General features: G+C 63.0%; 20 protein-coding genes and 2 pseudogenes. 16 read left to right on the forward strand and 6 right to left on the reverse strand.

Annotation, left to right across the window (positions count from 1 at the left end; genetic code table 11):
• Nucleotides 1-328: pseudogene (locus AB0L63_RS25465) on the reverse strand (hypothetical protein); the annotation flags it as partial.
• Between the two features lie 280 nt (nucleotides 329-608).
• Here AB0L63_RS25465 and AB0L63_RS25470 point away from each other — a divergent pair.
• From AB0L63_RS25470 to AB0L63_RS25505, 8 genes are all read left to right on the forward strand, one after another.
• Entirely contained in the window at nucleotides 609-1094 is a 486-nt protein-coding gene (locus tag AB0L63_RS25470) for a hypothetical protein (protein WP_364505389.1), read from the forward strand.
• A gap of 275 nt (nucleotides 1095-1369) precedes the next feature.
• Complete coding sequence (locus AB0L63_RS25475; RefSeq protein ID WP_364505391.1) at nucleotides 1370-2785, forward strand: cell division protein ZapB; 1416 nt, start codon at nucleotides 1370-1372, stop codon at nucleotides 2783-2785.
• Nucleotides 2786-2815: 30 nt separating this feature from the next.
• Nucleotides 2816-4336, forward strand: coding sequence for a PPE domain-containing protein (locus AB0L63_RS25480; protein WP_364505393.1), 1521 nt, complete (start codon nucleotides 2816-2818; stop codon nucleotides 4334-4336).
• Complete coding sequence (locus AB0L63_RS25485; RefSeq protein ID WP_364505395.1) at nucleotides 4333-4698, forward strand: YbaB/EbfC family nucleoid-associated protein; 366 nt, start codon at nucleotides 4333-4335, stop codon at nucleotides 4696-4698. The genes AB0L63_RS25480 and AB0L63_RS25485 overlap by 4 nt, the downstream gene beginning before the upstream one ends.
• A complete protein-coding gene (locus AB0L63_RS25490; protein WP_364505397.1) occupies nucleotides 4695-5411 on the forward strand; it encodes a hypothetical protein in 717 nt (238 codons plus the stop codon). Before AB0L63_RS25485 ends, AB0L63_RS25490 begins: the two co-directional genes overlap by 4 nt.
• Before the next feature lie 11 nt (nucleotides 5412-5422).
• Nucleotides 5423-5776 (forward strand): hypothetical protein, encoded by a 354-nt coding sequence (locus tag AB0L63_RS25495; protein WP_364505399.1) that lies wholly within the window; start codon nucleotides 5423-5425, stop codon nucleotides 5774-5776.
• Nucleotides 5777-5819: 43 nt separating this feature from the next.
• Complete coding sequence (locus AB0L63_RS25500) at nucleotides 5820-6128, forward strand: hypothetical protein (RefSeq protein WP_364505401.1); 309 nt, start codon at nucleotides 5820-5822, stop codon at nucleotides 6126-6128.
• A 7-nt stretch (nucleotides 6129-6135) separates the two neighbouring features.
• Nucleotides 6136-8634, forward strand: a complete 2499-nt coding sequence (locus AB0L63_RS25505) for a hypothetical protein (protein ID WP_364505403.1) — start codon at nucleotides 6136-6138, stop codon at nucleotides 8632-8634.
• Here the strand turns inward: AB0L63_RS25505 and AB0L63_RS25510 are convergent.
• From AB0L63_RS25510 to AB0L63_RS25520, 3 genes are all read right to left on the reverse strand, one after another.
• Nucleotides 8625-9020: a YbaB/EbfC family nucleoid-associated protein gene (locus tag AB0L63_RS25510; RefSeq protein WP_364505405.1), complete on the reverse strand. Its 396-nt coding sequence runs from the start codon at nucleotides 9018-9020 to the stop codon at nucleotides 8625-8627. The genes AB0L63_RS25505 and AB0L63_RS25510 overlap by 10 nt on opposite strands.
• A gap of 290 nt (nucleotides 9021-9310) precedes the next feature.
• Complete coding sequence (locus tag AB0L63_RS25515) at nucleotides 9311-11914, reverse strand: AAA family ATPase (protein ID WP_364505407.1); 2604 nt, start codon at nucleotides 11912-11914, stop codon at nucleotides 9311-9313.
• 286 nt (nucleotides 11915-12200) lie between these two features.
• Nucleotides 12201-12896 carry a hypothetical protein gene (locus AB0L63_RS25520; protein ID WP_364505409.1) on the reverse strand — a complete coding sequence of 232 codons (696 nt, stop codon included), beginning with the start codon at nucleotides 12894-12896 and terminating at the stop codon, nucleotides 12201-12203.
• Between the two features lie 715 nt (nucleotides 12897-13611).
• Between AB0L63_RS25520 and AB0L63_RS25525 the strand changes: the two genes are divergently transcribed.
• From AB0L63_RS25525 to AB0L63_RS25550, 6 genes and pseudogenes are all read left to right on the forward strand, one after another.
• Nucleotides 13612-13773 (forward strand): acyl-CoA dehydrogenase family protein, encoded by a 162-nt coding sequence (locus AB0L63_RS25525; RefSeq protein ID WP_364505411.1) that lies wholly within the window; start codon nucleotides 13612-13614, stop codon nucleotides 13771-13773.
• Nucleotides 13774-13905: 132 nt separating this feature from the next.
• The gene (locus AB0L63_RS25530) at nucleotides 13906-16260 is read left to right on the forward strand and encodes a hypothetical protein (RefSeq protein ID WP_364505413.1); all 2355 of its coding nucleotides are present in this window, start codon (nucleotides 13906-13908) and stop codon (nucleotides 16258-16260) included.
• 183 nt (nucleotides 16261-16443) lie between these two features.
• Nucleotides 16444-16719: a hypothetical protein gene (locus tag AB0L63_RS25535; protein WP_364505415.1), complete on the forward strand. Its 276-nt coding sequence runs from the start codon at nucleotides 16444-16446 to the stop codon at nucleotides 16717-16719.
• A 37-nt stretch (nucleotides 16720-16756) separates the two neighbouring features.
• Nucleotides 16757-17116 carry a hypothetical protein gene (locus tag AB0L63_RS25540; protein ID WP_364505417.1) on the forward strand — a complete coding sequence of 120 codons (360 nt, stop codon included), beginning with the start codon at nucleotides 16757-16759 and terminating at the stop codon, nucleotides 17114-17116.
• 71 nt (nucleotides 17117-17187) lie between these two features.
• Nucleotides 17188-17550, forward strand: coding sequence for a hypothetical protein (locus tag AB0L63_RS25545; protein ID WP_364505419.1), 363 nt, complete (start codon nucleotides 17188-17190; stop codon nucleotides 17548-17550).
• Between the two features lie 364 nt (nucleotides 17551-17914).
• Nucleotides 17915-19488: pseudogene (locus AB0L63_RS25550) on the forward strand (IS1634 family transposase).
• 185 nt (nucleotides 19489-19673) lie between these two features.
• On the opposite strand, the gene AB0L63_RS25555 reads toward AB0L63_RS25550, so the two are convergent.
• Nucleotides 19674-20168, reverse strand: a complete 495-nt coding sequence (locus tag AB0L63_RS25555; protein ID WP_364505421.1) for a hypothetical protein — start codon at nucleotides 20166-20168, stop codon at nucleotides 19674-19676.
• On the reverse strand, nucleotides 20165-23311 hold the full coding sequence (locus AB0L63_RS25560) for a hypothetical protein (RefSeq protein ID WP_364505423.1): 3147 nt from the start codon (nucleotides 23309-23311) through the stop codon (nucleotides 20165-20167). The genes AB0L63_RS25555 and AB0L63_RS25560 overlap by 4 nt, the downstream gene beginning before the upstream one ends.
• Nucleotides 23312-23577: 266 nt before the next feature.
• On the opposite strand from AB0L63_RS25560, the gene AB0L63_RS25565 reads away from it, so the two are divergent.
• Complete coding sequence (locus AB0L63_RS25565) at nucleotides 23578-23823, forward strand: hypothetical protein (protein WP_364505425.1); 246 nt, start codon at nucleotides 23578-23580, stop codon at nucleotides 23821-23823.
• A gap of 246 nt (nucleotides 23824-24069) precedes the next feature.
• On the forward strand, nucleotides 24070-24405 hold the full coding sequence (locus AB0L63_RS25570) for a hypothetical protein (RefSeq protein WP_364505427.1): 336 nt from the start codon (nucleotides 24070-24072) through the stop codon (nucleotides 24403-24405).
• Nucleotides 24406-24414 lie beyond the last annotated feature (9 nt).

The following is a 24414-nucleotide window of genomic DNA, read 5'->3' on the forward strand; positions in this document are numbered from 1 at the left end:
CAGCAGGCGGCTGCGCCGACTGCCCCGCCCCCGGACCCGGCGGCGCGACAACATTGCCCTGCGGCACAGCGGTAACGCCCGGAGCAGAACCACCCGGGGCAGCCGTTCCCGGCGCTACCGCATTGTTGTTCGACGACCCCTGATTCGCCGGTGCCGACCCGTTCTGTCCCGGTACCGCCGGTTGGCCGGGTGCGGTCGGTTGGCCGGGTACGGTCGGACTCGTTCGTCGCCGCTTCGACCATGGGGTTGTCGGCGCGGATTGCCCCTGTTCGGCACCGCCTTCATCCGCCGGATGCTCGACGGCGATCTCCGCCTCTGTGCTCGTCACCGCGCACCGCCGAGCGGCCGTGCCGGACGCTCGAGCGGCAGGTGGTGGAGGTACATCCGGTATCTCCTCCTACATTGATCGCCCAGCGGACCGGAACAACATGGTGGCCACGGCAATTCTTGCACGTCCTACCGTCATCATCCTGACTCGTTCGGCGCGGACGTCGCGTTCCCACCCTTGGGAATCCTCAAGAATGAGTGGAGTCGATAGAAGTTCCACGCACGGTCGTCAACGGTCTATCGCCGGGTAGACGCGCACTCGACAGTGAATAGGTGATCACATGTTCGGTCTCGGATTGAAGGACATCATTTCCGGTGTGGCGACCGGCGTGGGATTCGCGTTCGGTGGACCGGTCGGTGGCGCTCTGGTGGGCGGGATCGTGGGTGGTGGCATCGCGATGTTCGAGGGTAAGGGCTGGGACGATGTTATGGAGGCCACCTTGGTCAACGGTGCCCTCGGCGCCATCCCGGGTGGCGTCGTCGGGGGTGCCGCCAAGGGTACCTTGCTCAAAGGTGGCACGAAGGCGCTCATGGAGAGCTTCAAAGACGCCGGAACCCTGTTCTTGAAGAAGGGTGCCAAGGCGCAGTACGGCGGATTCGCGGAACGCCTGGCGTTCTTGCGGGCGCCGATGAACAAAATGGGCTTGGGCACCACCACTGCGACATTGGCCTCGGCCTACGGCGGTAAAGCTTGGCGGGATTTCGATCAGACAACACAGGCAGCTCCGCCAGAACCCGCTGAACTCCCGACAATCATCATTACGTGACTGGGTCGCGGGGTAGCTCAGTGGAAATCACAATTCATGAGATGTGGATGCCTAATCTCACATTGATCAAACAGATGGCACCACAGTATGCATTCCTTGAAGCTACAGATATTTGGTATAGAACCCTGCCGAGGCAGTTTCGTGGCTATTTCGAAAGTTTCGGCAAGGATGGCAAGGCCGATCCGCCGAAGGCGGAACCGCCCCCGCAGGTTACAGGCGACCAGCTGGCGAACTTCAAGACCTACTCTGCCACGGCACAGAGCTTGAGGCAGGCGATGGTCACTCTCACCGAATCAGGGCAGGCGCTGGCGCCGTTGGCTCACAAGACGGCCGCTATATCCGAGGCTGGACAGCGAGCGATCAATAGAGCCATCGACATCATCAGCCAAAACGCACCGACGAAGCCCAAGCCCGGAATGAAGGAAGACCAGCACATCTACGAGTACTGCGATGCGGCAATTCAGGCGGCCGTGGAGGCCATTAACGGGGCGCAGCAGGCCAACAAGGAGAACGCCGCCGGGCTGGACCAGGAGTCCGCGAAACTTAAAGAGCTGGAAGAGCAGATCAAGAAGCTCCAGCAGGAGAACGCGGCTCTGAAGCAGCTGCGGGCCGACCCGGCCGACGTGCCCCAGATACCCACGCAGAACCCCACGCAGACTCCCCCCGGTGTCACCCCGATCGACGACAATTCCAAGGTCCCCGGGCTGGACAATCTCGATCCGACAACTCCCGGAGTCGATACCGGGACCACGCCGACCGGCCAATCGCTCGATGACAAGGTGCAGAAGGCGCTCGACAACCTCAACAACCCCACCAACCCCGCCACGAATCCGATTAACACCACGCCACAATCGGTGCCGAATACTCCCGCCGCATCACCGGCGAATTCCGGTATGGACATGATGAGTTCGATGCTGCCGATGATGATGATGCAGATGATGAACCGCGGCCAAGCCGACACCGACCTGAACAACCGGCGCCGCGAATACGACCCGTACGAGGACCAAATCCGAGCTGTCCCCGCGGCCGTCGTACCCGCCCAACCGGCGGTGCAGCCCGCCACCAGCACACCCGCGCCCGCAGCCCCGGCCAATACCGCGCCCCCGACGAGTTCGTCGTCCTCGCAGCCGACGACCGGCATGCCGGGCCGCACGCCGAACTCCGACGGAACTGTCGTGTACACCTTCCCGGACGGCCGTACGCAGAAGGTATCCGTCACGGTCGCACAGGCTTTGGATGCGGCGTTCGGCAATGCCAGCGGCACCGACGCCCAAGCGGCATACGCGAAGACCCCGGCGAAGTGGTCGAGGTCGAGGTCGTCGTCGGACACGGGACAGTCGTCGGACACGGGACAGGAAGAGAGGCAGATCGGGACCTCGGTCGATCCGTACCAGCTGATGACCGGCGATGTCGCGATCTGGGCCGTAGGCCAGAAAGTACGCACCGCGATCGTGGTGGTCTTCCCTGCCGACGACGGCGGCACACTGGAGGTCGTGGTCAACGGCCAGCTGAAGCAGTTCGCTGCGACGGAAATGTCCGATAGCGCTGGGGAATTCGGTGAATTCGTCGGATTCAACCGTCCGCTCGGCATCGAAGCGACCGCGCCGGAGGACCACGATCAGAGCAAGATGTCGGGTATGCAGGTCGCCAGCGATCCGTCGGCGGGTGCCGCGGTGACCGCTCCGGCGTGATGCTGAGCCGGATGGTGAGAGGAGGATGCAATGCCGCTCAATGTCGACCCGGCGCAACTCGTCGCTGTGGCCTCGAAGTTGGCCGCGCTGGCGCGTGACACCGGAGCCGGATTGCCGAACAGCTGGGTGCAGCCCGCGGGGGCCGACCCGATCTCCGGGGCCCATGTGCCCCGGCTCAACGCTCAGGCCGCGTCGCTGTTCAATGGTGTGCTCGGCGTGCTCAACGAGGTCCAGCGCCACGCACACCATGTTGGCGGCGCGGCAACCGATTACACCACCACTGATGATCAGAATGCCCGCATCGTGAGCGGCAGCGGCGCGGAGATCCTCGCCAATCCGGTAGGCGATGTGCAGGAGTTCGGTCTCCGGCAGCCACCGACCTTCAACCTGCCCGCGGCCACCGGATCCGTCGATCCGCTCACCTTCGCGAAGCAGTTGCATACCGGCCCCGGCCCTGAGCCCGCGACCAGTTTCGCGGCCGATATCCGCAAGTACACCGGCGGCTTCCACGCCGCCGCCGCCGAAGGCGTCGACGGTGCGGCCTTGTTGATGCAGAACTGGACGCCGGTCGGCACCACGGTGGCCGAGCACCTCACCGAACATCGGAATTGGCTGGGGCAGCTCGGCGCCGGATTGGGTGCGCTGGCCGACAATGTCGACGCCTACAGCACCGCGTTCACGGTCGCGAAGGCCAAACATCCGACACCCGATGAGATCATCGCCGCCCGGAAGCGGCTGCTGGCCTCGATGAAATCGAAGAACGAGTTGGCCCTCCAAGCGGCGCTCGCCGAATTCCAGGAGCAGAACGCCCGCTCCGCCGAGGCGATCACCGACTACACCACGACCGTCAACTCCCAGATTCCCACCGAGGGTGGCACGAGCGACACCGGTGGCAGCGGCAAGGGCAGCAGCAGTGGGAGCAATGGCAGCAGCAGTGGCAGCGATACCAGCATGCTGTCCCAGATGCTGCCCGCGATGATGAGCGCCATGACCTCCGCCGCCAGCATGGGCCAGAACCAGGACAACTCCGGCCTCGGCCTCGATGACGAGTACAGCGACTACGGATACGACGACCTCGGCATCCCCAGCGGTCTCGGAGCCATGAGTTCCGGGGCCGGGGGCAGCCCGATCTCCGGCGTCGGGGTGCCGGATATCTCGGGCGCGGTCACTTCGGTCTCGGTGGGCTCGATGCCGATCGTCGCGACCGCGGGCGCGGCATCGGGCACCCCGGTCGGAATGGCGAGGACACCGGTCATCGATCCAATGTCGTCCGCATCGTCGGGCGCGGCCGCCGCACGCGGTGCTGGTGCCGGGAACGGAATGATGCCGTATATGCCGATGTCCCCCGGTATGGGCGGTGCCGGTGCCGGCGGCGGCAATGGTAACGAACGCAATCGGGTGGTCGCCTGGCATCCCGACCGGCTGATGTACGTCGACGACACCCCGCATACCGAACAGGTCATCGGGGAACGGCCGACGATCGCCCCGACCGTGACACCGCCGACGCCTGCGCCAGGCCAGGGCCCGACCCAATCCGGAGGTTCCATGTGAGTGATATCCACCCCGATGTACAGGCGGCCCTTGACGCCGCCCGCGAGTTGCGGCATCGAATCGCCGATATGCGTGAGCGGATCGACGGTATCCGGGCGCGTCGTCCGTCGCCCAGCGGGGCGATCATCCCCGAGGTGGATGCGATGGGCCGGCTGACGGATCTGTTTCTGGCGCCGGGCACCGTGGACCGTCTGACCAATCAGGAACTGGTCACCGAGATCATGGCGGCCATTCGGGAGAGCACCGCCGATGCGGCACGGCAGTACCAGAGTGTCATGGAAGCGGTGCCGCCGCCCGAGGTGTTCGAGTCGACCGGCTCCTCCGGGTCGTCCTCGGCGACAGCTGGTGCGGTGCCGTCATGACCGAACCGGGCGCGGTTACCATCGCCGATACCGTGCGGTGGCTGCACGATGAGGGCCTGGTCCGGTTGGCCGGGGTCGCGGAACGCATGCCGAGTCTGGTGGCCGCGTACACCATCGACGTGGCAACCGGAACAGTCGTCGCCCATCCCGCGACCGGTGCCGGTGTCGGATCGGATGTGGTGACCCTCGGCGCGGACGATCTGCCCTATCCGGTCGGCACTGCGAAGCGGTTGGTGATCGTGGGTGTCACCACCGCCGAGACACTGCTGGTCATCGACCTGGCGACCGCATTGACCATTGCCATCAATGCCGATCGCCCTGAGCTCGTGGCTCGGGCCTGGGCGGTGCAACTGCTGCTCAACTCCGAGATCACGGTGACCACCAATAGCGCCGATATCGCGATCGCGAGCAGTCCGCGCTGCCGCCAGAGTTTCATCCCCGGTAGCAGCGCAACGATCATGAATATCGACGACGCGCGCCCGCCGATCACGACGGTTACGCTCAATCCGACCAACGAGGGGCCCGACCATCTCGATATCGCCCCGGACGGAACGGCCGAGATGTACCTCGGCGCTCGATTCTGGCAGCTACGCCAGATCATGACCATCGATGATGCCGCGTGGAGCGCGCTGGCCGGGCGACTGGACGCACCCGATGAGGATCCGTCCGGGCACGGTGCATCCTCGAATCGTCAACCTGCCGAACGACTTTAGGAGGGATCCCGTTGACTGACCCACATCAGGACGAGTTCGACGTGGACGAAGGCGCGCCGGCTCCCGACTGGCGGAGCATGGTCTACGAAGTGTTCAATCCCGACCACAGCTGCGGTGTCGCCTGCGACCGTGACGGTGAGATCGTCGGGATGCACATCACCGACGACGCTCGTGACAACGGCGATGCCTGGTTGGCCGCGGAGATTCTGAAGCTCGCGCGGCTGGCACATATGAAGTCCCGGGTCGGGCTGCGGGCCGAAATGGAGTACAAGGGCACGCGTTCCTACACGATCGACTCGTTCGATCTGCCCACCGAAGCTTCCTTCCGCGCCACGGTGAACGCCGCATTCGGCGCCACCGGCTGAACCGAAATTTCCGCACCGAACCTCTCTCAGACGGGATGCCGACATGGTGGATATGGATGAACCGCACGAAGTGAATGCTTCGGCAGGCAGATTCGCCGGAGCCATCGAAACGGTGTCGGGTCAGGTTTCCGGTACCGTCTCGGACCTGGTCCTACACCATCGGCCGGAATCGGCACTCGACCGGTCGCTCGACGCGCACCGGCAGGCAATTGTGACGGCATTCGGTCGCGCCCTGACGGCGAGTAACCGCGGTGCCCGGGTCACCCATGCCGCGACGGTGAGCACGACGAATGTCCTCACCGATGCGGATACGGCGGGCGCGGCGCACGTCAACCGATACGACTCGATCTGATCATCGGATGCCACCGGAGCACGAAAGTCCGTACTGGGATGAGATCGTCCAGGACAACTGGCCCGAAGTCCCGCCCGGTGACTGGAGTGCACTGGAAACCACGGCGCGTGACGGCGCCGCGGCGCTGGATACCCTAGGCGCCGAACAAGCACGCAAGGACTTCGACAATCGAGTCCGTGTCAGCGAGGGGCTCGAACCCGTCAAACAAAATATGCGGAAGCAGCGGGGAAACCCGCAGGCATTCACCGACGCGCTGGATGCTGCGGCCGATATCTTCGGGCATTTCTCCGATCTGGTCTATCGCACCCGCAACCAGATCCTCGACATCGTCGACGATGCCACCGCCAAGATTCGCCATGCGTATCAGGCCGCCGAGAACGACGAATCCGATGATGAGTCCGAACGTGAGGCCAAGGCGGCCGCACTTCGCGATCGTGTGGCCCGGATTATTGCCGAGGCCCGCGCCGAAGTAGATGATGTGGCGCGGACCGCGCTGAATTCGGTCGGTCCGACGAATTTGCCGTCGCTGGAGCGGCTTTATGATGCGCTGCGGCAGCCGGGTCCATGGACATCCGGCGGTTCCCATCGGCCGGACGGACCACCAGGACATCGGCCCGCACATCAACATGGACCCGACCCCCAGCACGAGATCGAGCACCCGGGGACCGGACCGAACTACCAGTTCCCGGGTCCGCTGGGCTTCGGTCCGCAACTCGATATGCCCGAGATGAATCCGTCCGACCCACAGTTGCCGGGGAGCGGGCCGATAGATCGTCCCGTGGATTCGCCGTCCCAGCGCACGCCGACGGCTGCGCCAACCGCCCCAGGAATGCCCCCCGTGGTCTCGGCCCCGCCCTCGACTCCGGGCGTCACCACGGGCTACGTACCGGTGGCGCATCCGGACGGTGCTGATCCAGGTGCTTCTGCGACCGGTGTCCCGTCGCGTGCGACGTCGCCCACAACCGGCGAATTCCAGGATCGCCCCGATGCCGGTGCCCATCATGCCGGTGCCCATGGCGAGATGGCAGGCGAGGCCACCGATTCTGGGCAGCATGGGGAAACCGGCACGGCCGGAGCCGATTCCGGGCACGGTGCCGATACCGCCGAGATCACCAGGGAGGCGGCGTCGACCAACTCGGCAGCGCAGATGTCGCCGATGCTGCCGCCGATCCTGCCGCCCGCGGCCGGATCGACCGGCATCTCCGCGGCGTCAGTGTCGTCCGCGCCGCAGGTGTCGGCTCAGACGTCGGCACAATCCCCAGCGGCGCAGTCGCGGCCGCTGGTGGTGGACTCGAAAGCCCCGCAGGTCGATTCGCGCGGATCGGGTTCCCTGGCCCCGAAGGTATCCGCCGGTCCGGCCGCGCCGGTGCCGAATGCGGCCGTCCCGACCGCGAAACCGAGTTCGCCGCAACGTGATCCGCAGGCCGTGGACAGACGGCCGGATACTGGCGGCAGCGATGAACTGATCCGCGATGTCGTGGGGGGTGCGATGGTGGCCGCCGCCGCTCCGACCTTCATACTCGGCGAGCGGGTCGACGGTGATCTCGTGCTGGCGCGGACATTGCTGGGCGGTGTACTGGCCGTGGTGGATTCGTCGGTGATCGGGCTGGAATGGGCAGTAGCGATAATGCGGCATTCCGGCGGCGTCAACGCGTTCGTCGCCTCGAATGAGGGCCGTAGCTGGCTCCCCGCGGGCCTCTATCTTCCGCGGGAGATTTCGACGCCTTGGATGTGGGAGGTAGCGGACCCCGCGTGGGAAGGCGTGTCCGATCCGGCGCGGGTGCTCGCCGAGTTCGGCGCGGCGTGGGGACGCCGAACGGGTGCCAAGGTGACGGCCATCGTATCGTCGCAACCGATCGATTCGGCTATGCGCGCCCAACTGCGTGAGGTACCGATGGACGGCCCGGTATCCGCCTCGTCGGCAATGGATTTGAGCGCCGCGGCAGCGGGATTGGCGGATCGGCTCGGCCTGGTCGCCGCGCCGCAGTTACTGGAGCGGGTCGGACAGGTGCCGGCGCAGGGGATCGGATCGCGCTGCATCGACCTCGCCTGGGATGCCCATCGGCGCGTCGGACAGGCGAGTGCGCCCGACTCGCTGGGGTTGCCGGGTTTGCGTCAGCGGATCCTGGAGGCGATTCGGCGGCGTCGGGAGGTGGCTGCCGACTGGTGGGAGGAATTGCGCGATGCCGACGATTTGCTCGCGGCGTCGATGCTGTCGCGCCGTGCTGATGTAGCGCGGGTGGCGTTGGGGGAGTTGCGATCCGATGCTGATGGGCGGTCGGCATCGGAGGCGATGCTGCTGCGCGGGATGGTATTCGAGCGGCGTTGTGACGAACTGGTGCTGCTGCTCGCGGAGGAGCCGAATCGACAGCGTTTGCGCGATGCGGTCTACGCCCATGGGCAGATCGTCGATCATCCGTTGTTCGTGGACGCGCCGCGCGCGCCCACCGGCACCACGGCCGCGCGGCGACCGACGATCAGCGCGGGACCACCACGTCAGTCGTAGTAGTCGTCGTACTCGTCGTCCTCAGGAACAACCGCGGCGGGCTCCGCGGCCACGTCCGATTTCCGCAGGCTTGGTGCGCCCGGCAATAGATCCTCCGGATCGGGCATGCCACCGACGATATCTTCGATGGGGCCGATGGTTTCGCTGACCCGCTGATGCGCCAGCCGCGCGGCCTCCCTGGCCGCTTCGGTGACGGCCCGGCCGAGATCCGCGGCCGCGCCACGTAAGGCGCGCGGCTCCAATCGCACGTCGGTGACAATGCCGGACTGATCAACGGTCACCTCGACCGCACCGTCGCGCGAACTGGCCTTGACGCTCAGGGCGGACAACTCGTCCCGGATATCCGCGAGCTGTGCCTTTTGCTGCTCGTATTGCCACTGCTCCATCAGTTGCTGTCTACCTCGAATGCCGCCTAGCCTCAGCGCTTTCTACGCATCGTGACAACGATATCCGTTCGTATCGCCAGCGGCCATTGCCTGCCAGGGCAGCACTACCGTGCCGCCCACACCGCGGTTCCATCGTCGGCGGTGCATTTACACGGGGCTACTCCTGGGCCAGGATCCGTTAGGAGATGATCTTGACGGGTGCGATGGAAACGTGAAGCAGTAGGTCTCGGCAGCAGAACATCATCGGCATCGAAGCCTTGGGGCGGGGCCGCTCGTACCTGACCATGTGGTCAAGGATTCGGCGTCGAGCGGTTGCGGGAACGCCGCGGGCGTTGGCCGGCTTCGACCGCGATCCGGTCCTCCAGCTCGGCAGGAATATGCCCGATGATGTCCAACCTGTTCGCGATCAGCAATTTCCGCAGGACGGCCGCGACCTGAGCATCGACGGTGCGGATCGAACTGCCCCGGCGGGCCGCGATCGCACTGTTGGCCCAGCCCGCGGCCGCTAGAACCGCGACTTCTCGCTCCGCGCGGGAGAGTTCGTGCCACCGCGAGGGATCGGCACCACCGCGGCGCACGGTGGACGGCGACTGGTAGATAGCACCCGCATCCAGCAGGAATTTCCGCAATTCGTCGAACTCTGGCCGTAGCGCTTCGCCACGCTGCATTGCGGCTGTGAACGCGTCTTCGCCGAGCACCTTGGTCGCGACGGCAGCGGCCAGCTCGAACTCTTGGCCGAACCAATTCAGTTTCGTCGGTGCGATGCCGTGTGCACGGTGCAGCACGGCGCTCATACCGCACATATGCGCAATCTCGGTGGCCGCTTTCCACAGTTGGGCGGGGTCGCCGTCGCCGGATGCGAGCTGACGGGTGATGGTATGACCCAGTGCGATCATGTTGAAAGGGATAAACCACAACGCCGAAAAGGTATCTCCCTTGGTAAAGAACTGCTCGAGCGCGGTCTGGCCCGCCCGCATCGCCTCGTCGATCTCCCCGTGCACACATATCGCATACAGCCACACCATCTCCGCCCAATCCAGCGACCAGCATGCCTGCGCAGCGATGGCACGATCGAGATGTCGCCGGGCAGTGCGTACGGCTCGCTCGGGGTCCCCGGTGACCGCACAGGCCAGTCCTTCGAACAGCTCGCTGCGCTGCTCGCCCGCCCGGTCACCCGCATCGGCGAACTTCCGGCGCGCACGCGACAACACGTCGGCAGCGGCCGGATGCAGCTCACACATCAACTCGATTCCCCAGGAGAACTCCACCGCAGCGGGCAGACCGATATCGGCGGTTGGCGTATCACGCCACGTCCTACGCAATTCGAGGTCGGACACACAATGGGCTACGCATTCGTCCAGGAGTTGCGCGGCAACGGCTATCTCGCCCTGCCATATCGCATTCCAGGCCATCAGCGCGGTCGCATCGACCCGGAGCCGAGTCGATGCCGGGTCGATGTGCCGGATGGCGCGTAGCGCGCGTTCGGCCAGTGAAGTGGCGGCGCGATTGGCGACCCCGAAAAACGGGACCAGCCACGCCATGAGGGCCGCGACCGTCTCGAGGCCGACAACAATCTCGGTGGGCTCATCGAAACTGGTTTCGATGCCGATCAGAATGTTCTCCCAGGCGGAGTTCACCCAAGAGAACCAGTTCCGCTCCTCCGGGCCGAGCCAGATTTCCTGTCCCGCAACGACTTTGTCCCGGTAGTAGCGCCGGTGCCGAGCAAGCAGCCGTGTTTCGTCCAAGTCGTCGTCGCGGCGACGCAAACGGTCTCTGGCGAACACTCGTACGCTCTCGAGCAGAAAGTATCGGACCGTGGTCGAGGAAATGTGCGTAGATACCAACGACCGTTCGACGAGACGCTCCAACAGTCTGTCGATATCTCCCGCGGGCAAGGATGGATCGGCACAGACCGCCCGGATGGCATCGGCTTCGGCGCCACCACTCGGTATGTCGGCGCCATCGGTGTCGGAGGCGGTCGCGAATACCGATATTCGATCGAGCAGAAGTTGTTCGCGTTCGGTGCACAGCAGGTACGACCAGGCAATCGCATCGTGCACGCTGCGATGGCGGTCCTCCACCCCGGCCCTGGCACCATGTGACCAGTGCATGCGAACGTCATCGACATCGCCGGTGAGCTCCCGCAATACGATCGCAGGTGGTTGATGCCGTAATCGCGCGGCCGCCAGCCGAATGAACAAGGGATTATTGTCGACGTGCCGGCAGATCTGTTCGACGATCGTGGGTTGTTCATGATCATCGGGAATCGAACGTCCGATAAGTTCGGCACGCTGGCGAAATAAGTCGACTGCCTGGTCTACCGGCAGTGGCGGCACGGTCACAATGTGCTCATCGATCCAGCCGATCGGTTCCCGGCTCGTCGCGGTGATCGTCAGCCCGGGAACCGAACTCAGTAGCACCGCGACCAGATGGGCCACGCCGGACAGGACATGTTCGCAGTTGTCCAGCATCAGCACGGTCGGGCGTGTATCCGTCACATCGTTACCGACCAGCGCGTCCACCATCCCCTCCCAAGCCGACTGCCCGGTGGCATCGCCCCGTGCGACCGATCGCATCACCTCTTCGGCCACCGAGTCGGTATCCGCATCCGGCGCCAGCCGCGCGAGCCGGGCCCAGCAAACCCTCCGATTCGAGACGATCCGGAAGCGAAGCAGCGCCTCGGCTGCCAGCGTCGTCTTGCCGATGCCGCCGGGGCCGACCAAGGTGATGAGCCGCGCCTCCCCGGACGACAGCAACGTTTCAACCTGTTGTAATTCCGTGTGTCGGCCGACGAATCCAGAAACCGCGGCGGAAAGATCGCCGCGCCGATGAACCGCGACGGGGCAGTCGGCGGCAGCGGCCTGGGGATTGTGGCAAATGAATACCGAGCACATTGGACGTAAGCTACCTATGACTTTCGATGCCGACTTGAAAAACCTGCTACGACTCGAGCGTGATGTGGAAATCCGGATGTGCGGACGTTCGGTACGATGCCCAGCGTCAGGTGGCACGCTTGACTCAGGTGGGAGCGATCCGCGAACCCCGCTTGCGCGGCCTCGGTGAGTGACAGTCCATGCATTGTCGATCCAACAGCGCGCGTCGCGCGCAGACACCGGACATAGGGCCGGAATGCCATGCCCTGGGCGGCTATGTGTGCTGGTGGGTGCGAGTGAGTCGTCGTCATCGTATGGGCATTCGATGGTGGGCCGGATCAGTCGGCGGTGCGGACGACGTAGGCGCGGGAGAAACGATAGTCGGAGCCGCCATTCTGTTGAGCCTCCGGCATTCGGCAACCCATCCAGCGACCCTGGCCGTCGATTCGCTGATGATCCGCAGTACCGCTTGGGTATCGGAATCGGTGAGGTAGATGCGTCCCTCGTTTTGTAGATCTGACTTATGGACGTAGCTTCCTGCATCGTTCGCATTCGAGTCCACGAGCGGCCGAGCGCTTCTCATCGCATCATTCAGAAACACGATCTCGGCCTTGATTCGCTCGAGCGTACCTTGATTCATATCGTCTATGAACTTGACTTTCGGCGCGATGCGGTTTTCTTCTTCGATCAAATCCCGGATGCAGTTTCTTTGTTCGACCAAGTTCCGCAGGTATTCATTGGTCCACGGTCCTGTGCCTACTTTCCCATCGGCCAGATCAGGATTGTTCAGGATGAGTAAGAGCATGTCATTGTCGAGCGGTGGGGGCGGTGTACTGCCGAGGGGGCCGAATAAATCAACGCTATCTTGAAATGCTCGTTGAGCGGCGTTGACGGCCTCGTGCACCACGTCGTTCTCGCCCTCGGGGTGTACCAGGGTGACCGTATTCGGATCTATGTCCACATGGGTCTGGAGATCCCGCATCGGATGCTGAGGGTCAATCATGGTTGTGCTCTGCCTCGACCGCAGTGTGGTTCAATGACACGTCTATCGATGCCGTCACCCCAAAATCTGCACCGATAGCGTCGCACTACTCTCACTTTGCCCACCTGACGTCGCATGTACCAGTGGGATTGTGGCGGGGACCAACGGCGCCGCGCATCCGTATGTTGATGTCGAAATATACGTAAGTAAGTTCGGCCCGGCGGTCAGCAGTGTCGATTCGTGGCGCATCAGTATATCTGCGTCGAAATATACTTAAGTAGGTTCAGTGTGTCGGTGACAGCGTGATCCGATATCAAGACCGTTGACAAACTTCTCATTATTGGGAAGTTTGTTGGGGTGCGTGATTTGTCAGACTTGGATGGATGTCACTCAGGGCATCGGCATACCTGCACTGAGAACGCATCGTGCAACCGTTCCCTACCTCGTGCAGTGGATCGATAACGCCCTGGAACGCTTTGTCTACGAACAGGATCATGTGGTGGCCGAGCACTTCGCTCAAGTCTGCAGACGACCGCCTGAAGCGCGGGATGGTGAGCTGTTTCCCCGAGCATTACCGCGTTTCTGGTGCCCGGCGGTGCCGATGGGCTGTCGGCGACGGAGCCGATCCAGAAGATGGGGCTCATGGGCTCGCCCACCACGCGACTCCACTTCGACGGCGCGCGCATTCCGGACAGCAGTCGAATCGGCGCGGAGGGGCAAGGCTTCACTATCTGCCATGCGGGTCACCGCCGATCCTGTCCAACTGCTTGGTGGTGTCGGTTACACCCGGGAGTTACAGGTCGAACGCTACCTTCGCGAGGCCAGGGTGCTGCAGGTCGGAGAGGGAACAAATCAGATTCAACGAACCGTCATTGCGAACCATCTCACGTTTGGGTAGCGATGAACCGTGCGGCTCCGCGGCTTTCGTCGCGCTCCTGGTCTATCAGTGTATCCGGGTAGGAGGATTCGGTATGGCTGTTCCCGTCTCGCGGACAGTTCGGCATCAGACGTATAATGGGGGCTTGGACTGATGAGTGAAAATCCTCCGCCGCTGAATCCTGATTCGGGAATACTGCGTGGCGAACAAAGAATTCCGCAGGGGCAATGGCTTTACTCGCCGAATAAGCAGTACAGGCTGGGCATGGAGAATGGCCAAATGGTCATCCAGCATGTACCTTCCGGACAAACTATTAGCAGTACGAAGTATCAATGGACAGATGATCGTCCTACTCAGATCAGATTTGAAACCGAAAAAGACAGCGGCGAACAGACTAGACTCGAATTCCACGACGACGATGACAACGAGATCGCCAACCTATCCAATTCAAATCTTGTGTCGCAAAAGGGTGATGCATGGACCCCGCATTGGGACGATCAAGATGACGAGAGCATAGGGCCGAAGCAGTTCGTTCTAACGAACGACGGAGAGCTATTCGCTCTCAAAAATGACGTACCGGACGGTTGGGATGGAAGACGCCCTGACAACGCGAATATCATTTGGCACCTGGAGTCTTTCGATGACGCTGCGAAACGACTCTATGTGGGCCTGAACCCTGTGGGTCCAGACGGTGAACTTATAAAGGCAGGCACCAGGATCTCTGATTTCAAGCTGGAAATTGGAGTTCCCCCAGGTAAAGTCTCGCCGGAGCTTAGATCGTGGATCGATCTCGCCAATGCTCAGCTGCGTTATCTGATGGATCAGATGGGCAATGGTCAGAATCAAAAACCGAAATTCTTGATTTCTCCTGATAAGGACGACGACAACTGGCGAGACGCTAATATCGCCAGTGTTAAGGACCCCAATCCCGACGATGACATTCTCGCGAATGACCTTATCCGCGAGCTCGAACACAGGGGTCAGGGTTCGGGATTTACTGCAGATTCCTATGACTCGGCCCGTATGCGTGCCAACGCTCTGGCGACCCAGTGGGTAAGCGGGGATCTCAAGTTCGGGCAGTCAACTGCAGCGCTTACCGCACTGAATTCTAGTTACTATCGGACGATGTATGATACGATCCGTCAGACTCGTGAGAATATCTGGAACAAACTCACTTTGGGGGTCGAGGGGCATTCGCCTGAGCAGCGAAAAATAGAGACAGCGCCCGGCGTCCAGGATGTTGCCGAGGAGGTGTCGATTTACGGCGTGATTGGTAAGGCTGTGAAGGATTGCGCCGATCAGGTCGTTAAATACGCGGATGATGTCGCGCGAATTTCCAAAGAAATTCCAATCAGTTCTAACCCTCCGGCTCCCCCCGCGAATCCGGATCCGCCCAAGAATCCGGATCCGCCTAAGGATCCGCCGCAGAATCCAGCTCCGCCTAAGGATCCGCCGCAGAATCCAGCTCCGCCGCAGAATCCGCCGCAGAATCCGGCCCCGCCGCAGAATCCGCCTCAGGTCACCACCCCCCAGCCGCTGAGCACGACTCCGGCGGCCACGAACGAGGATTTCGGTTCCACATACGACGATCTGCTCAAAACGCCCACGGACACCGCCGGTTCGGTGGACAGCACCCAGCCCACCGCGGGCAGCGGTACTGGCGAGACCGCCTCGAGTAGGGACCTCGATTCCCTACTGAATGCAGCGATGAAGAATGTCTCCGGAACCGGGACGGGCACCGGCGCGACCGCGCCAAGTGCCAATGCCACGCCAAGTGCCAATGCCACACCGGCGGCCAATACCGGCAACGGCATGGCCGACCTGATGGGACCGATGGTCATGATGAGCGCTCTGGCGCAGGCGAATCAGTCCCGGCCGCCGACCGGCGATGACAGAGGCCACGACGAGCGGGATTCGCGCGAGGAGCGAGAACGGGCCCGTGAGCGGAATCGTGCCACCCAAACGGCGAATACCGAGCCCGCCGCGCAGCCTGCTACTCCAGGCGTCACAGCACCGGCCTACGCGGGTTCTCCGCCTCCGATTACGACGCCCGGCGCGATGGTGGACTACAAGCTTCCGGACGATTCGACCGTGCAGGTGCCGTCGACGGTCGCCGATGCTTTGCAGAAGCAGCAGCAAAATACCGCCATCGATGCGGTGGCGGCATATTCGGGAACGCCGGGCGAGTCGACCCCGAACCATCCGTGGGCAACCGTCAATGACGTCGCCCAGCTGAAGACCGGCGATGTCGTGCAGTGGGAGAAGCACAGTGCGCTGATCATCAACAATCAGAATGGCCTGCACCTCTTCGATCAAGGTCAACTCATTCCGTTGGATCCCAACAGCCCCCCGCTGACCGAAAAGTATGGGAACTTCTCGGGCTACTTCCACCCGACGGGCAATGATGTCGGCTCCAATGCCGACCGTGGAACCGCTACGGCGTCACCGCCGACCGTGAGCACACCGCAACAAGCCGGTCCACCGCCGGTCACACCGCGGCAAATCTGAGTGGCAGGAAGACATGAGCGCGAAGACCTACATCATTGAAGGAGGCGGCATGCGAAATGATCTGGGCGCCAACGTGACTCCGAGTTCGATGCCTCTGCTGTCAGGGGAGTGGTGATCGTGGCGGACATCTGGCCTCGCGATATGCATCCCGATACGATCTCGGCGGTGCAATCCGGTCGAGCGGTGGCGAACGCCATCGATGACATGCTGGAAAAGATCGACCGGATCCGTGCCCGCCGCCCCTCACCCAGTTCCCGCGTGATACCGGAGGTGGACGGGATGGGCAGACTCACCGATCTTTACATCGCTCCCGGGACTATCGTCGGCGCCGCGAGCAGTGCGGAGCTGGTGTCCGACATCATGGCGGCGATTCGGGACAGTACTTTCGACGCCCTGCGGCAGCACAAGATCGTTGTTCAGGAGACGGCCTTGCCGAAAGTGCCATGGCCGCAACCGTGACTCGCCGGCCCGGTCGAGGATGCCCAGGAGTGACACCGTGACAGATCTGGATACCTCGGAAGACGCCGAGGCGGAAGCCGCGCGCGATTGGCGCAATTCGATCTACGAGGTGTTCAACCCCGACTATTCGGTTGGCGTAGCGTGCGATCGCGCGGGCATGATCGTTGGCCTGTATCTAGGCGATGATGTGCTCGAGCGCGCCGACGACGGTTGGCTCGCGGCCGAGGTGCTGCGGCTGGCCAGGCTGGCCCATGTGAAGTCTCGGGTCGGTCGTCGTGCGGAGCTGCTGTTCAACGGTGGGCCACCGGATCTGGCCGACTTGTTGGAGCTGCCAACCGAGGCAGCGTACGACCTTATGGAGAAGACCGAGTTCGCGCGAGACTCTGACTACGCGTAGGCGGAAGCCGTACATGTGCGGCTGCGTCGGCATCCATCCATTTCTCCGAGTCCTCGGTCTCAATGATGGGGATGCGTGAAATGGAGAGAACCGTTGAGAATGGAGAGTTCGTCGATATGGTCGAGAAATTCGCTCAAGACCCAGAGGAACTGCGGAGATTGGGTGACGCCAACCGCGCCGCCAGCGCTCCCGCCTATGCGCGGGCCGAGGGAGATCCTGAATGGGAGGCCGAGTTCGAATCTCGGTACGGCAAGGCTGCCAACGCGTACCGGGTGTTCGCCAGTCGATACATCATCGAGCGCGGAATCGGCTACACCAAAGTGGGTGATAGCCGAAACGCTACGGGTGATCATTCGACAGCCGCCGCGAATGCGTTCGAGACAACAGATGGCGATGGCGGCGCACAGGTGCGGCGGACGATCCCGGACGCGTGAAGCCGAGGCTTCAGTTCTCGAGCGCCGACACTTGGTCTTCGGGGTGATGTCAGGGCATCATTGTCGCGAAGGCGGCCCGAATCTTGTGCGGCCATCGCGGATTCGCGAGCTGGGCGTGTAACCAATCCGTGTTCCATCCGACGGGGAATGATGTCGGCTCCAATGCCGACCGTGGAACCGCTGCGGCGTCACCGCCGACCGTGAGCACATCGCAACAAGCCGGTCCACCGCCGGTCACACCGCGGCAGATCTGACCTGACTTGCACCAGTAGGTGCGATTTTCGGGATTCGTGGTCGCGTTTGCGCTGGTGACAGGGCTGTGGTGTGTGGTTTTGGCACACTAACAGGTCGGTAGGATCCGGGGGTGGCGTTCATTCGCAAGGTCCGTTCCGCGTCGGGGGCGACCGCGGTGCAGATCGCGGTCAAACAGGGCCGCCGCGACAAGGTCGTCGAGCATCTGGGCTCCGCCCATACCGGCAGCGAACTGGCCGCGCCGCTGGAAGCTGCTCGTTACCGGTTGCACGAAGGCCAGCACACCCTCGACCTCGGCCTTGGGCAAGGCAGTGGGGATCGGCCGTTGGTGATCGAGGCAAAACGCTCACGCTGGCTGATCGAGACACTCGCCCTGGCGTGGCAGCGCTTGGGGTTCGACGTGTTCGATGATGATGCGTTCTTCCAGTTGGTGGTCGCCCGGATCGTCGAACCCACCTCGATGAGCGACGCGGTCCGTGTCGTCGGAGAGATCGGGATCGCACCAGCCCACCGCAACACTTACACTCGTGCGCTCGAGCGTTGCGCCACACACGATTACCGCGATCTGGTCGCCGCCAAGTGCTTCGAATATGCGGCCTTGACCGGTGGCCTGGCCTTGGTGCTCTACGACGTCACCACCCTGTACTTCGAAGCCGAGAAAGAAGACGGCCTACGTAAGGTCGGATACTCCAAAGAACGCCGCGTCGATCCGCAGATCGTGGTCGGCCTACTGGTCGATCGCACCGGATTCCCGTTGGAGATAGGGTGTTTCGAGGGAAATACTGCCGAGACCACCACCATCGTCCCGGTCATCGAACGGTTCCGGGCCCGCCACGGCCTCCAGAAAACGCCGATGGTGATTGCCGCCGATGCCGGCGTGCTGTCCGCGTCCAACCTCAACGACCTGGATGCGGCCGGTTGCTCGTTCATCGTGGGCTCGCGCGTCACCAAAGCGCCCGGTGATCTGGCGTCGCATTTCCATTGGCACGGTGACATTTCCACCGACGGGCAGATCATCGATACCGTCACCCCACGCCACGCGAAAAGCACCGTGAACTCGAAATCCACACGCGCGGAACCTGTCTGGGCCCCAGATACACACCCCAAGGCATGGCAGGCGGTCTGGCAGTACTCGAGCAAGCGAGCGGTCCGCGATAACCGGACCCTCAACGCCCAGGAAGCGTGCGCCCGCGCCGTCATCGACGGCACCACACCCGCCAAAACCACCCGCTTCGTCACCGTCCGAGGCGACGCCCGCACCCTCGACAAGGCCAGCCTCGAGCGCGCCCGCTCCCTGGTCGGACTCAAGGGCTACGTCACCAACTTGCCCGTGACCGAGATGATCGCGACCGAGGTGATCGGCAAATACCACGACCTGTGGCACGTCGAGCAATCATTCCGCATGTCGAAAACAGACCTGCGGGCACGACCGATGTTCCATCACACCCCGACGCGATCGAGGCCCACTTGACCATCGTGTTCACCGCCCTCGCCCTGGCCCGCTACCTCCAAGGCCGCACCGGCACCTCGATCCAGAAACTCATTCGCACCCTGCGCCCGCTCCAAGAAATCACCCTCACCATCACCGGACAACCCCGCACCGCCGCCGACCCCCTCACCCCCGACGCCATGACCATCCTCAACAACCTCGAAATCCCCCACACCAGACCACGATTGGCACACTAAAACGGTACAAGTCAGGTCTGAGCGGCAGGAAGACATGAGCGCGAAGACCGACGTCATTGACGGAGCCTGCATGCGAAATGAGCTGGCGCCAACGTGAATCCGAGTTCGGAGCCTCTGCTGCGATCAGGGTGATATTTCGGCCTCTCAGGCCCACCCAATCACCCCAGAAGGCAGTGCAATTCGGTTCAGTCCGGGTCCGCGGTAGCAAGGCGAACGACCTCATGGTCGATGGCCGCCAGAGTTCCGGGGTCGTGGACCTGGCGGGCGGCGAATCCCAGTGCGGCGCGATATGGGCCGACCTCGTTGGTGCCGATGTCGACCCCCCCGGCCGCAGCCATCAGGCGCCGGACGGTAGCCGGGTCGATAGGCGGATGTGGATTGGCTGGGGACCACAACTGCCACAGGGCTCGGCAGGTCACACCAAATCGTGCCGTTGAGGGCCGCTCAATGAGCCATTCGAGGAGGCGAACGTCGACGTCGGCGGCTTCGAAAAGGAGGGCTCGTACCAGCGCGAGATCGATCTCGAGCATGTCGTACTCGAGATAGGCGGATTCCTGGGCGGCGACCAAGCCGATGATGCCCTCCCTGATCTTGGACGGATCAAGCTCGGCATAGGCGTGTGAGCTGGAGTCGAGAAGTGCTTCGGCGGCTCTGCCGAGATCAGCAGGCTTCTCGGTCATGGCACACCTCGCTTCCGCCGGTCGGCGGCTAGGACATCGTTCGTCGTGAGCTTTTCTCCAGGGGTGCCGCCGGCGATTAGATGCTGGCGCACGGCCTCGAGACTTTCGGCGGGCAACCACGGAAGTGGCTGCCCGCTCTCATCAACTCGGCGGAAAGTGTAGCTCGAGTTGTTGTCGATGCACCAGATGTCGCTGGGCGTGCCATTAGCGTTGCGAACGTTATACAGCTCGCCCCCCGCTCGCGCTGGACCACGTGCGGTGCCCCCCTCGCCAGGCTGAAGGTCACCGTGTTTCATATAGAAATATAGATCCGGCGGCAGTGGCTTCATGAAGTCGGAGGAGTTCTGCAGCTCCGGTGCGAACTTGAAGTTCCCCTCGGCGTCGACCACCCAGAGGTACTTTTCAATGGGACTGAGGGACTTCAGATCAAGCGGGGTCCCGGGTGGAACCGTGCACATATTCGGAGGGTTGGTGTAGGGCCACTCGCTCGGCCGAGGCTCCGGCCCGCCCTTCGCACCGGTATCGGTGGCCGCTGGCGCTCCTATCGACTCGCCCTTCCCCGGATCGAGGGTATTCATTGGGGGCGCCAGCTCGGGCTCCGGCGGGGACTCCTCCTCGCGGCGTGCGCGGGCTTCTTCTTGTTCGCGTTTGGCGCGGGCTTCCTCTTCTGCGCGTTCCGCTGAAGTGACTTCCTCGTGGGCGGGTGGAGTCGTTTCTTCGGTGCTCGGCTGTGATCTCGGTGGTTCTTTGGACGTGGTTTCTTCGGGCCTGGTGCCATGCCGTTCTTCGAGGGTTCTTGGGTTGAAAGCCGGGCCGGCCTCATCTATTTCGAACCAGTAGGTTTTCTGGCCGTTGGGGCCTTCCTCGATGCCGTATCGATGTGCGAAAGCCTGGAGTTTCTGTTCGATGAGGCGTTGTGCGTGTGGTGGTATCTCGGTTCTTGCTTGGCTGTTCGGTGCCGGTGGGGTGTCGGGTCGCGTCACCTCGACTCGCAGGACGCGGTTGCCAATCGGGCCGGTCTTGGTGGCCTGTATTTCGCCGCCGGGCCCGAGGTAGACGTGTGCTTCGAATAGCGCTCTCCCTAGATGTACGGCGGCTGTGGCCTGGTTGCGGTTGGCCCAGTCGTTGGTCATCGCGTGCATGCCGTCGACCACGTCGGGGACGTTCGCGGGATCGTCGTGGCCCGAGTGTCTCTGGTACAAGCTGATGGCCGGGTCCGGTTCGGTACCGTCGGATCGGGGTGGCGGGGGAAGCTCGTCCGGCAATGGACGATCGATTGGGCGTTGGTGCTCGAGAGCCTCATTGAGGCGCTGTATGTGCGGGGGCACATTGTCGGCACCGGAATCGATGCCCTCGGGCTCCGTGGGATGGGCCGGAGAGTCGTCGGGGGTGGACTTGGGTACGGAACGACCTTCGCCGTCCGCGCCTTCGCCCGGTGCGGCTGTATCCGGTGCTGCCTCGCCTGGGGGATGTGGTGGTGTGGTGCCAGGTTTGGTGTCGGGCCGGGGTGTGTCGGTGTCCTGGCCGTCGTGTGTGCCGGGCTTTCCGGGCTTGGATGCGTCGCCGTCGCCTTGGTTGTCGGGTGGTGTGGGTTCGCCCTCTGGGGGTATCTGTGGGGGTTGCTCTTGTTCTAGCTTGTCGGGTTTCGGCCGTGTGGGTTCGGGTTGGGGTCTGTTGGGGTCAGGTGTATCGGTGGTGGGCGGTGGGTCGGGTAAAGGTCCGTCGTCGGGGTCGTCTGTGGGTCGGTGTGTGTCGTCGCGCTGGCCGTTGCGTGGTGTGCCGGGTTCAGGTGGTGTGGGTTCGCCCTCTGGGGGTATCTGTGGGGGTTGCTCTTGTTCTGGCTTGTCGGGTTTCGGCCGTGTGGGTTCGGGTTGGGGTCTGTTGGGGTCAGGTGTATCGGTGGTGGGCGGTGGGTCGGGTAAAGGTCCGTCGTCCGGGTCGTCTGTGGGTCGGTATGTGTCGTCGCGCTGGCCGTTGCGTGGTGTGCCGGGTTCAGGTGGTGTGGGTTCACGAGGGATGCGGGGTCCGGGATCGGAGCCGCCCGGTGGTGTGATGCCGCCTGGTGGCGGGGTGCCGCCTGGCGGTGTGGTGCCCGGGTGTGTGCCGCTGCCGCTGGGTGGGGTGCTCGGTGGTGTGGTGGAGGTACTCGAGTTCGAGGAGTCCGTCTTGGCCGTGACTCGCATCCCCGGCGGCAATGGGCGGGCGAAGACGGTGGCCGAGCCGACGAAGCCGCCGACGAGTCCTTGGATCACGCTCGTTCGTAGTTCGTCGGTGTTGGGGATGTGTCCGGTGACGATGATCCCGGCGCCTGCGCCGCTGATCGCGCCGGCTAGGCCGCCGACTCCACCGATCAGTAGTCCGCTGGTGATGTGCGTGCTGTAGCGGACGATGTTGGATTCCGATTTCGCGGCGAGCTTGCCGAGGAACTTGTTGATCCCGGGTGCGAAGCGTGAGGCGAAGCGTGCTCCGATGCCGCCGCCGACGCCACCGATGATCGCGGCATCTCGGACCAGGTCCCACTCCATCTTGTCGCGGTGATGGAATACCTCCTTCTGGTAGAACTGGGCACCGGTATTGACGGCGGCTGCGGTACCGGCACCGAGTACGAACCCGATGGCGGTGGCTTTGGCCAGCGGCAAACCCTTACGTTTGGTGGCGCACTCCAGCCCGACCTTTTTGATGTTGCCGTGGTAGCGGCGTGCGCTCGCGGTCCAGGACGCCTCGGCCGCCGCCCGATCCTCGGCCGCCTTCACCACGCCCGGTGCGGCCAGCCAGACATCCACCGCCAGCTGGGCCAGCAGCGCGATTCCGGTTCCGATTACTTGCAGTTTGGTGAATTCGCAGTCGTTGGCCTTCTGGTAGCACTGCTCGGCCATGGAGTCGAAGTACTCGGCCTGGTTGCACATATCGTCGCCGATCTGCACATTCCTGGTTGCTTTCGTGTCGGCGCTGTAGCCGTGCAGGGCGGCTTTTTCCGCTGTGGCCGCCACATCGTGCCGATTGCCGAGCTGTCGGCAGCTGTCGGCAGCCGCCTTCCAGTGGTCACCTTCGCGGCGCAGCGCGTCCTCATCGCAATCCGGCCAGTACCCCGCCACGGCCTCGACCAGCCACTTGGGAAATGCCGCCGGCAGCGCCAGAGTCATAACAATGCACCCAATAACACGTTGTTCCCCGGTCAGCTCCGCCGCTGCGGAACGGACTAATTCGTAAATCCGTCGTACGACGGCTGAATCAGTCGTCGCGTGTTCATCACAATTGCTGAACTGCTGTATCTCACGTCAGCTGGGATTGTGACAGTGACCATCGGAACTGCGCATCAGTATATTTGCTTGGAAAGGCGCTTAAGTAGGTTCGGTGCGTCGGCGACAGCGTGATCCGATACCTAGGAGCGTTAACAAACTTTCCGCCAATGGGAAGTTTGCGTGAGCGGGTGATTTGTCAGACTGATGCGGACGATAATCAGGGCGTTGGCCTACTTGCAACGCATCGTGTAACTGTTCTCTATCTCGTGCAGCGGATCGGTTACGTCCTGGAACGCTTTGTCTACGAACAGGATCCTGTGGTGGCCGAGCCCTTCGCCCATGTATGCACACGACCGCCTGAAGCGCGGTATGGTGAGCTGTTTGCCCGCATCCGGGAAGTGGTTGTCAACTGACTGAGAGTGCACCGCTTACTGACATTGATGGCGGCATCCTGACTCGGGAACAAAGGATTCGGCAGGGCGAATGGCTTTATTCGCAGAATCCGGGCTCCGAAAATAGCCAGTCGGCCAACGATCACGGTGGCGATAGCGGGGGCAACGGCGGGTCCACCGGTGCTCCGAATTTGACTCAGGTCACATCCGCCCAGCCGCTGAGCACGACTCCGGCGAGCATGAACGAGGATTTCGGTTCCACATACGATGATCTGCTCGGCACCGTGGGCAACCGTCAATGACGTCGCCCAGCTGAAGACCGGCGATGTTGTGCAGTGGGAGAAACACAGTGCGTTGATCATCAACAATCAGAATGGCCTGCACATCCTTGATGGAGGTCAACTTATTCTCTTGGATCCCAACAGTCCCCCGCTGACCGAAAAAATTCTGATTGTTGCTGCTCGTATCTATCGTGCATCAGTGGGTGTCCGACTCCGGCAATTCCCGGCCTTCGGCGGGGTGACTGCGCATTATCGGCACGATCCATGCTCGCAGTTCATGCGCGAATTCTTGGTTCGCGACCTGAGTGCGCAGCCGCTCTAGATCAGGGCG

This window comes from Nocardia sp. NPDC051990, assembly GCF_040680755.1.
GTDB lineage: Bacteria > Actinomycetota > Actinomycetes > Mycobacteriales > Mycobacteriaceae > Nocardia.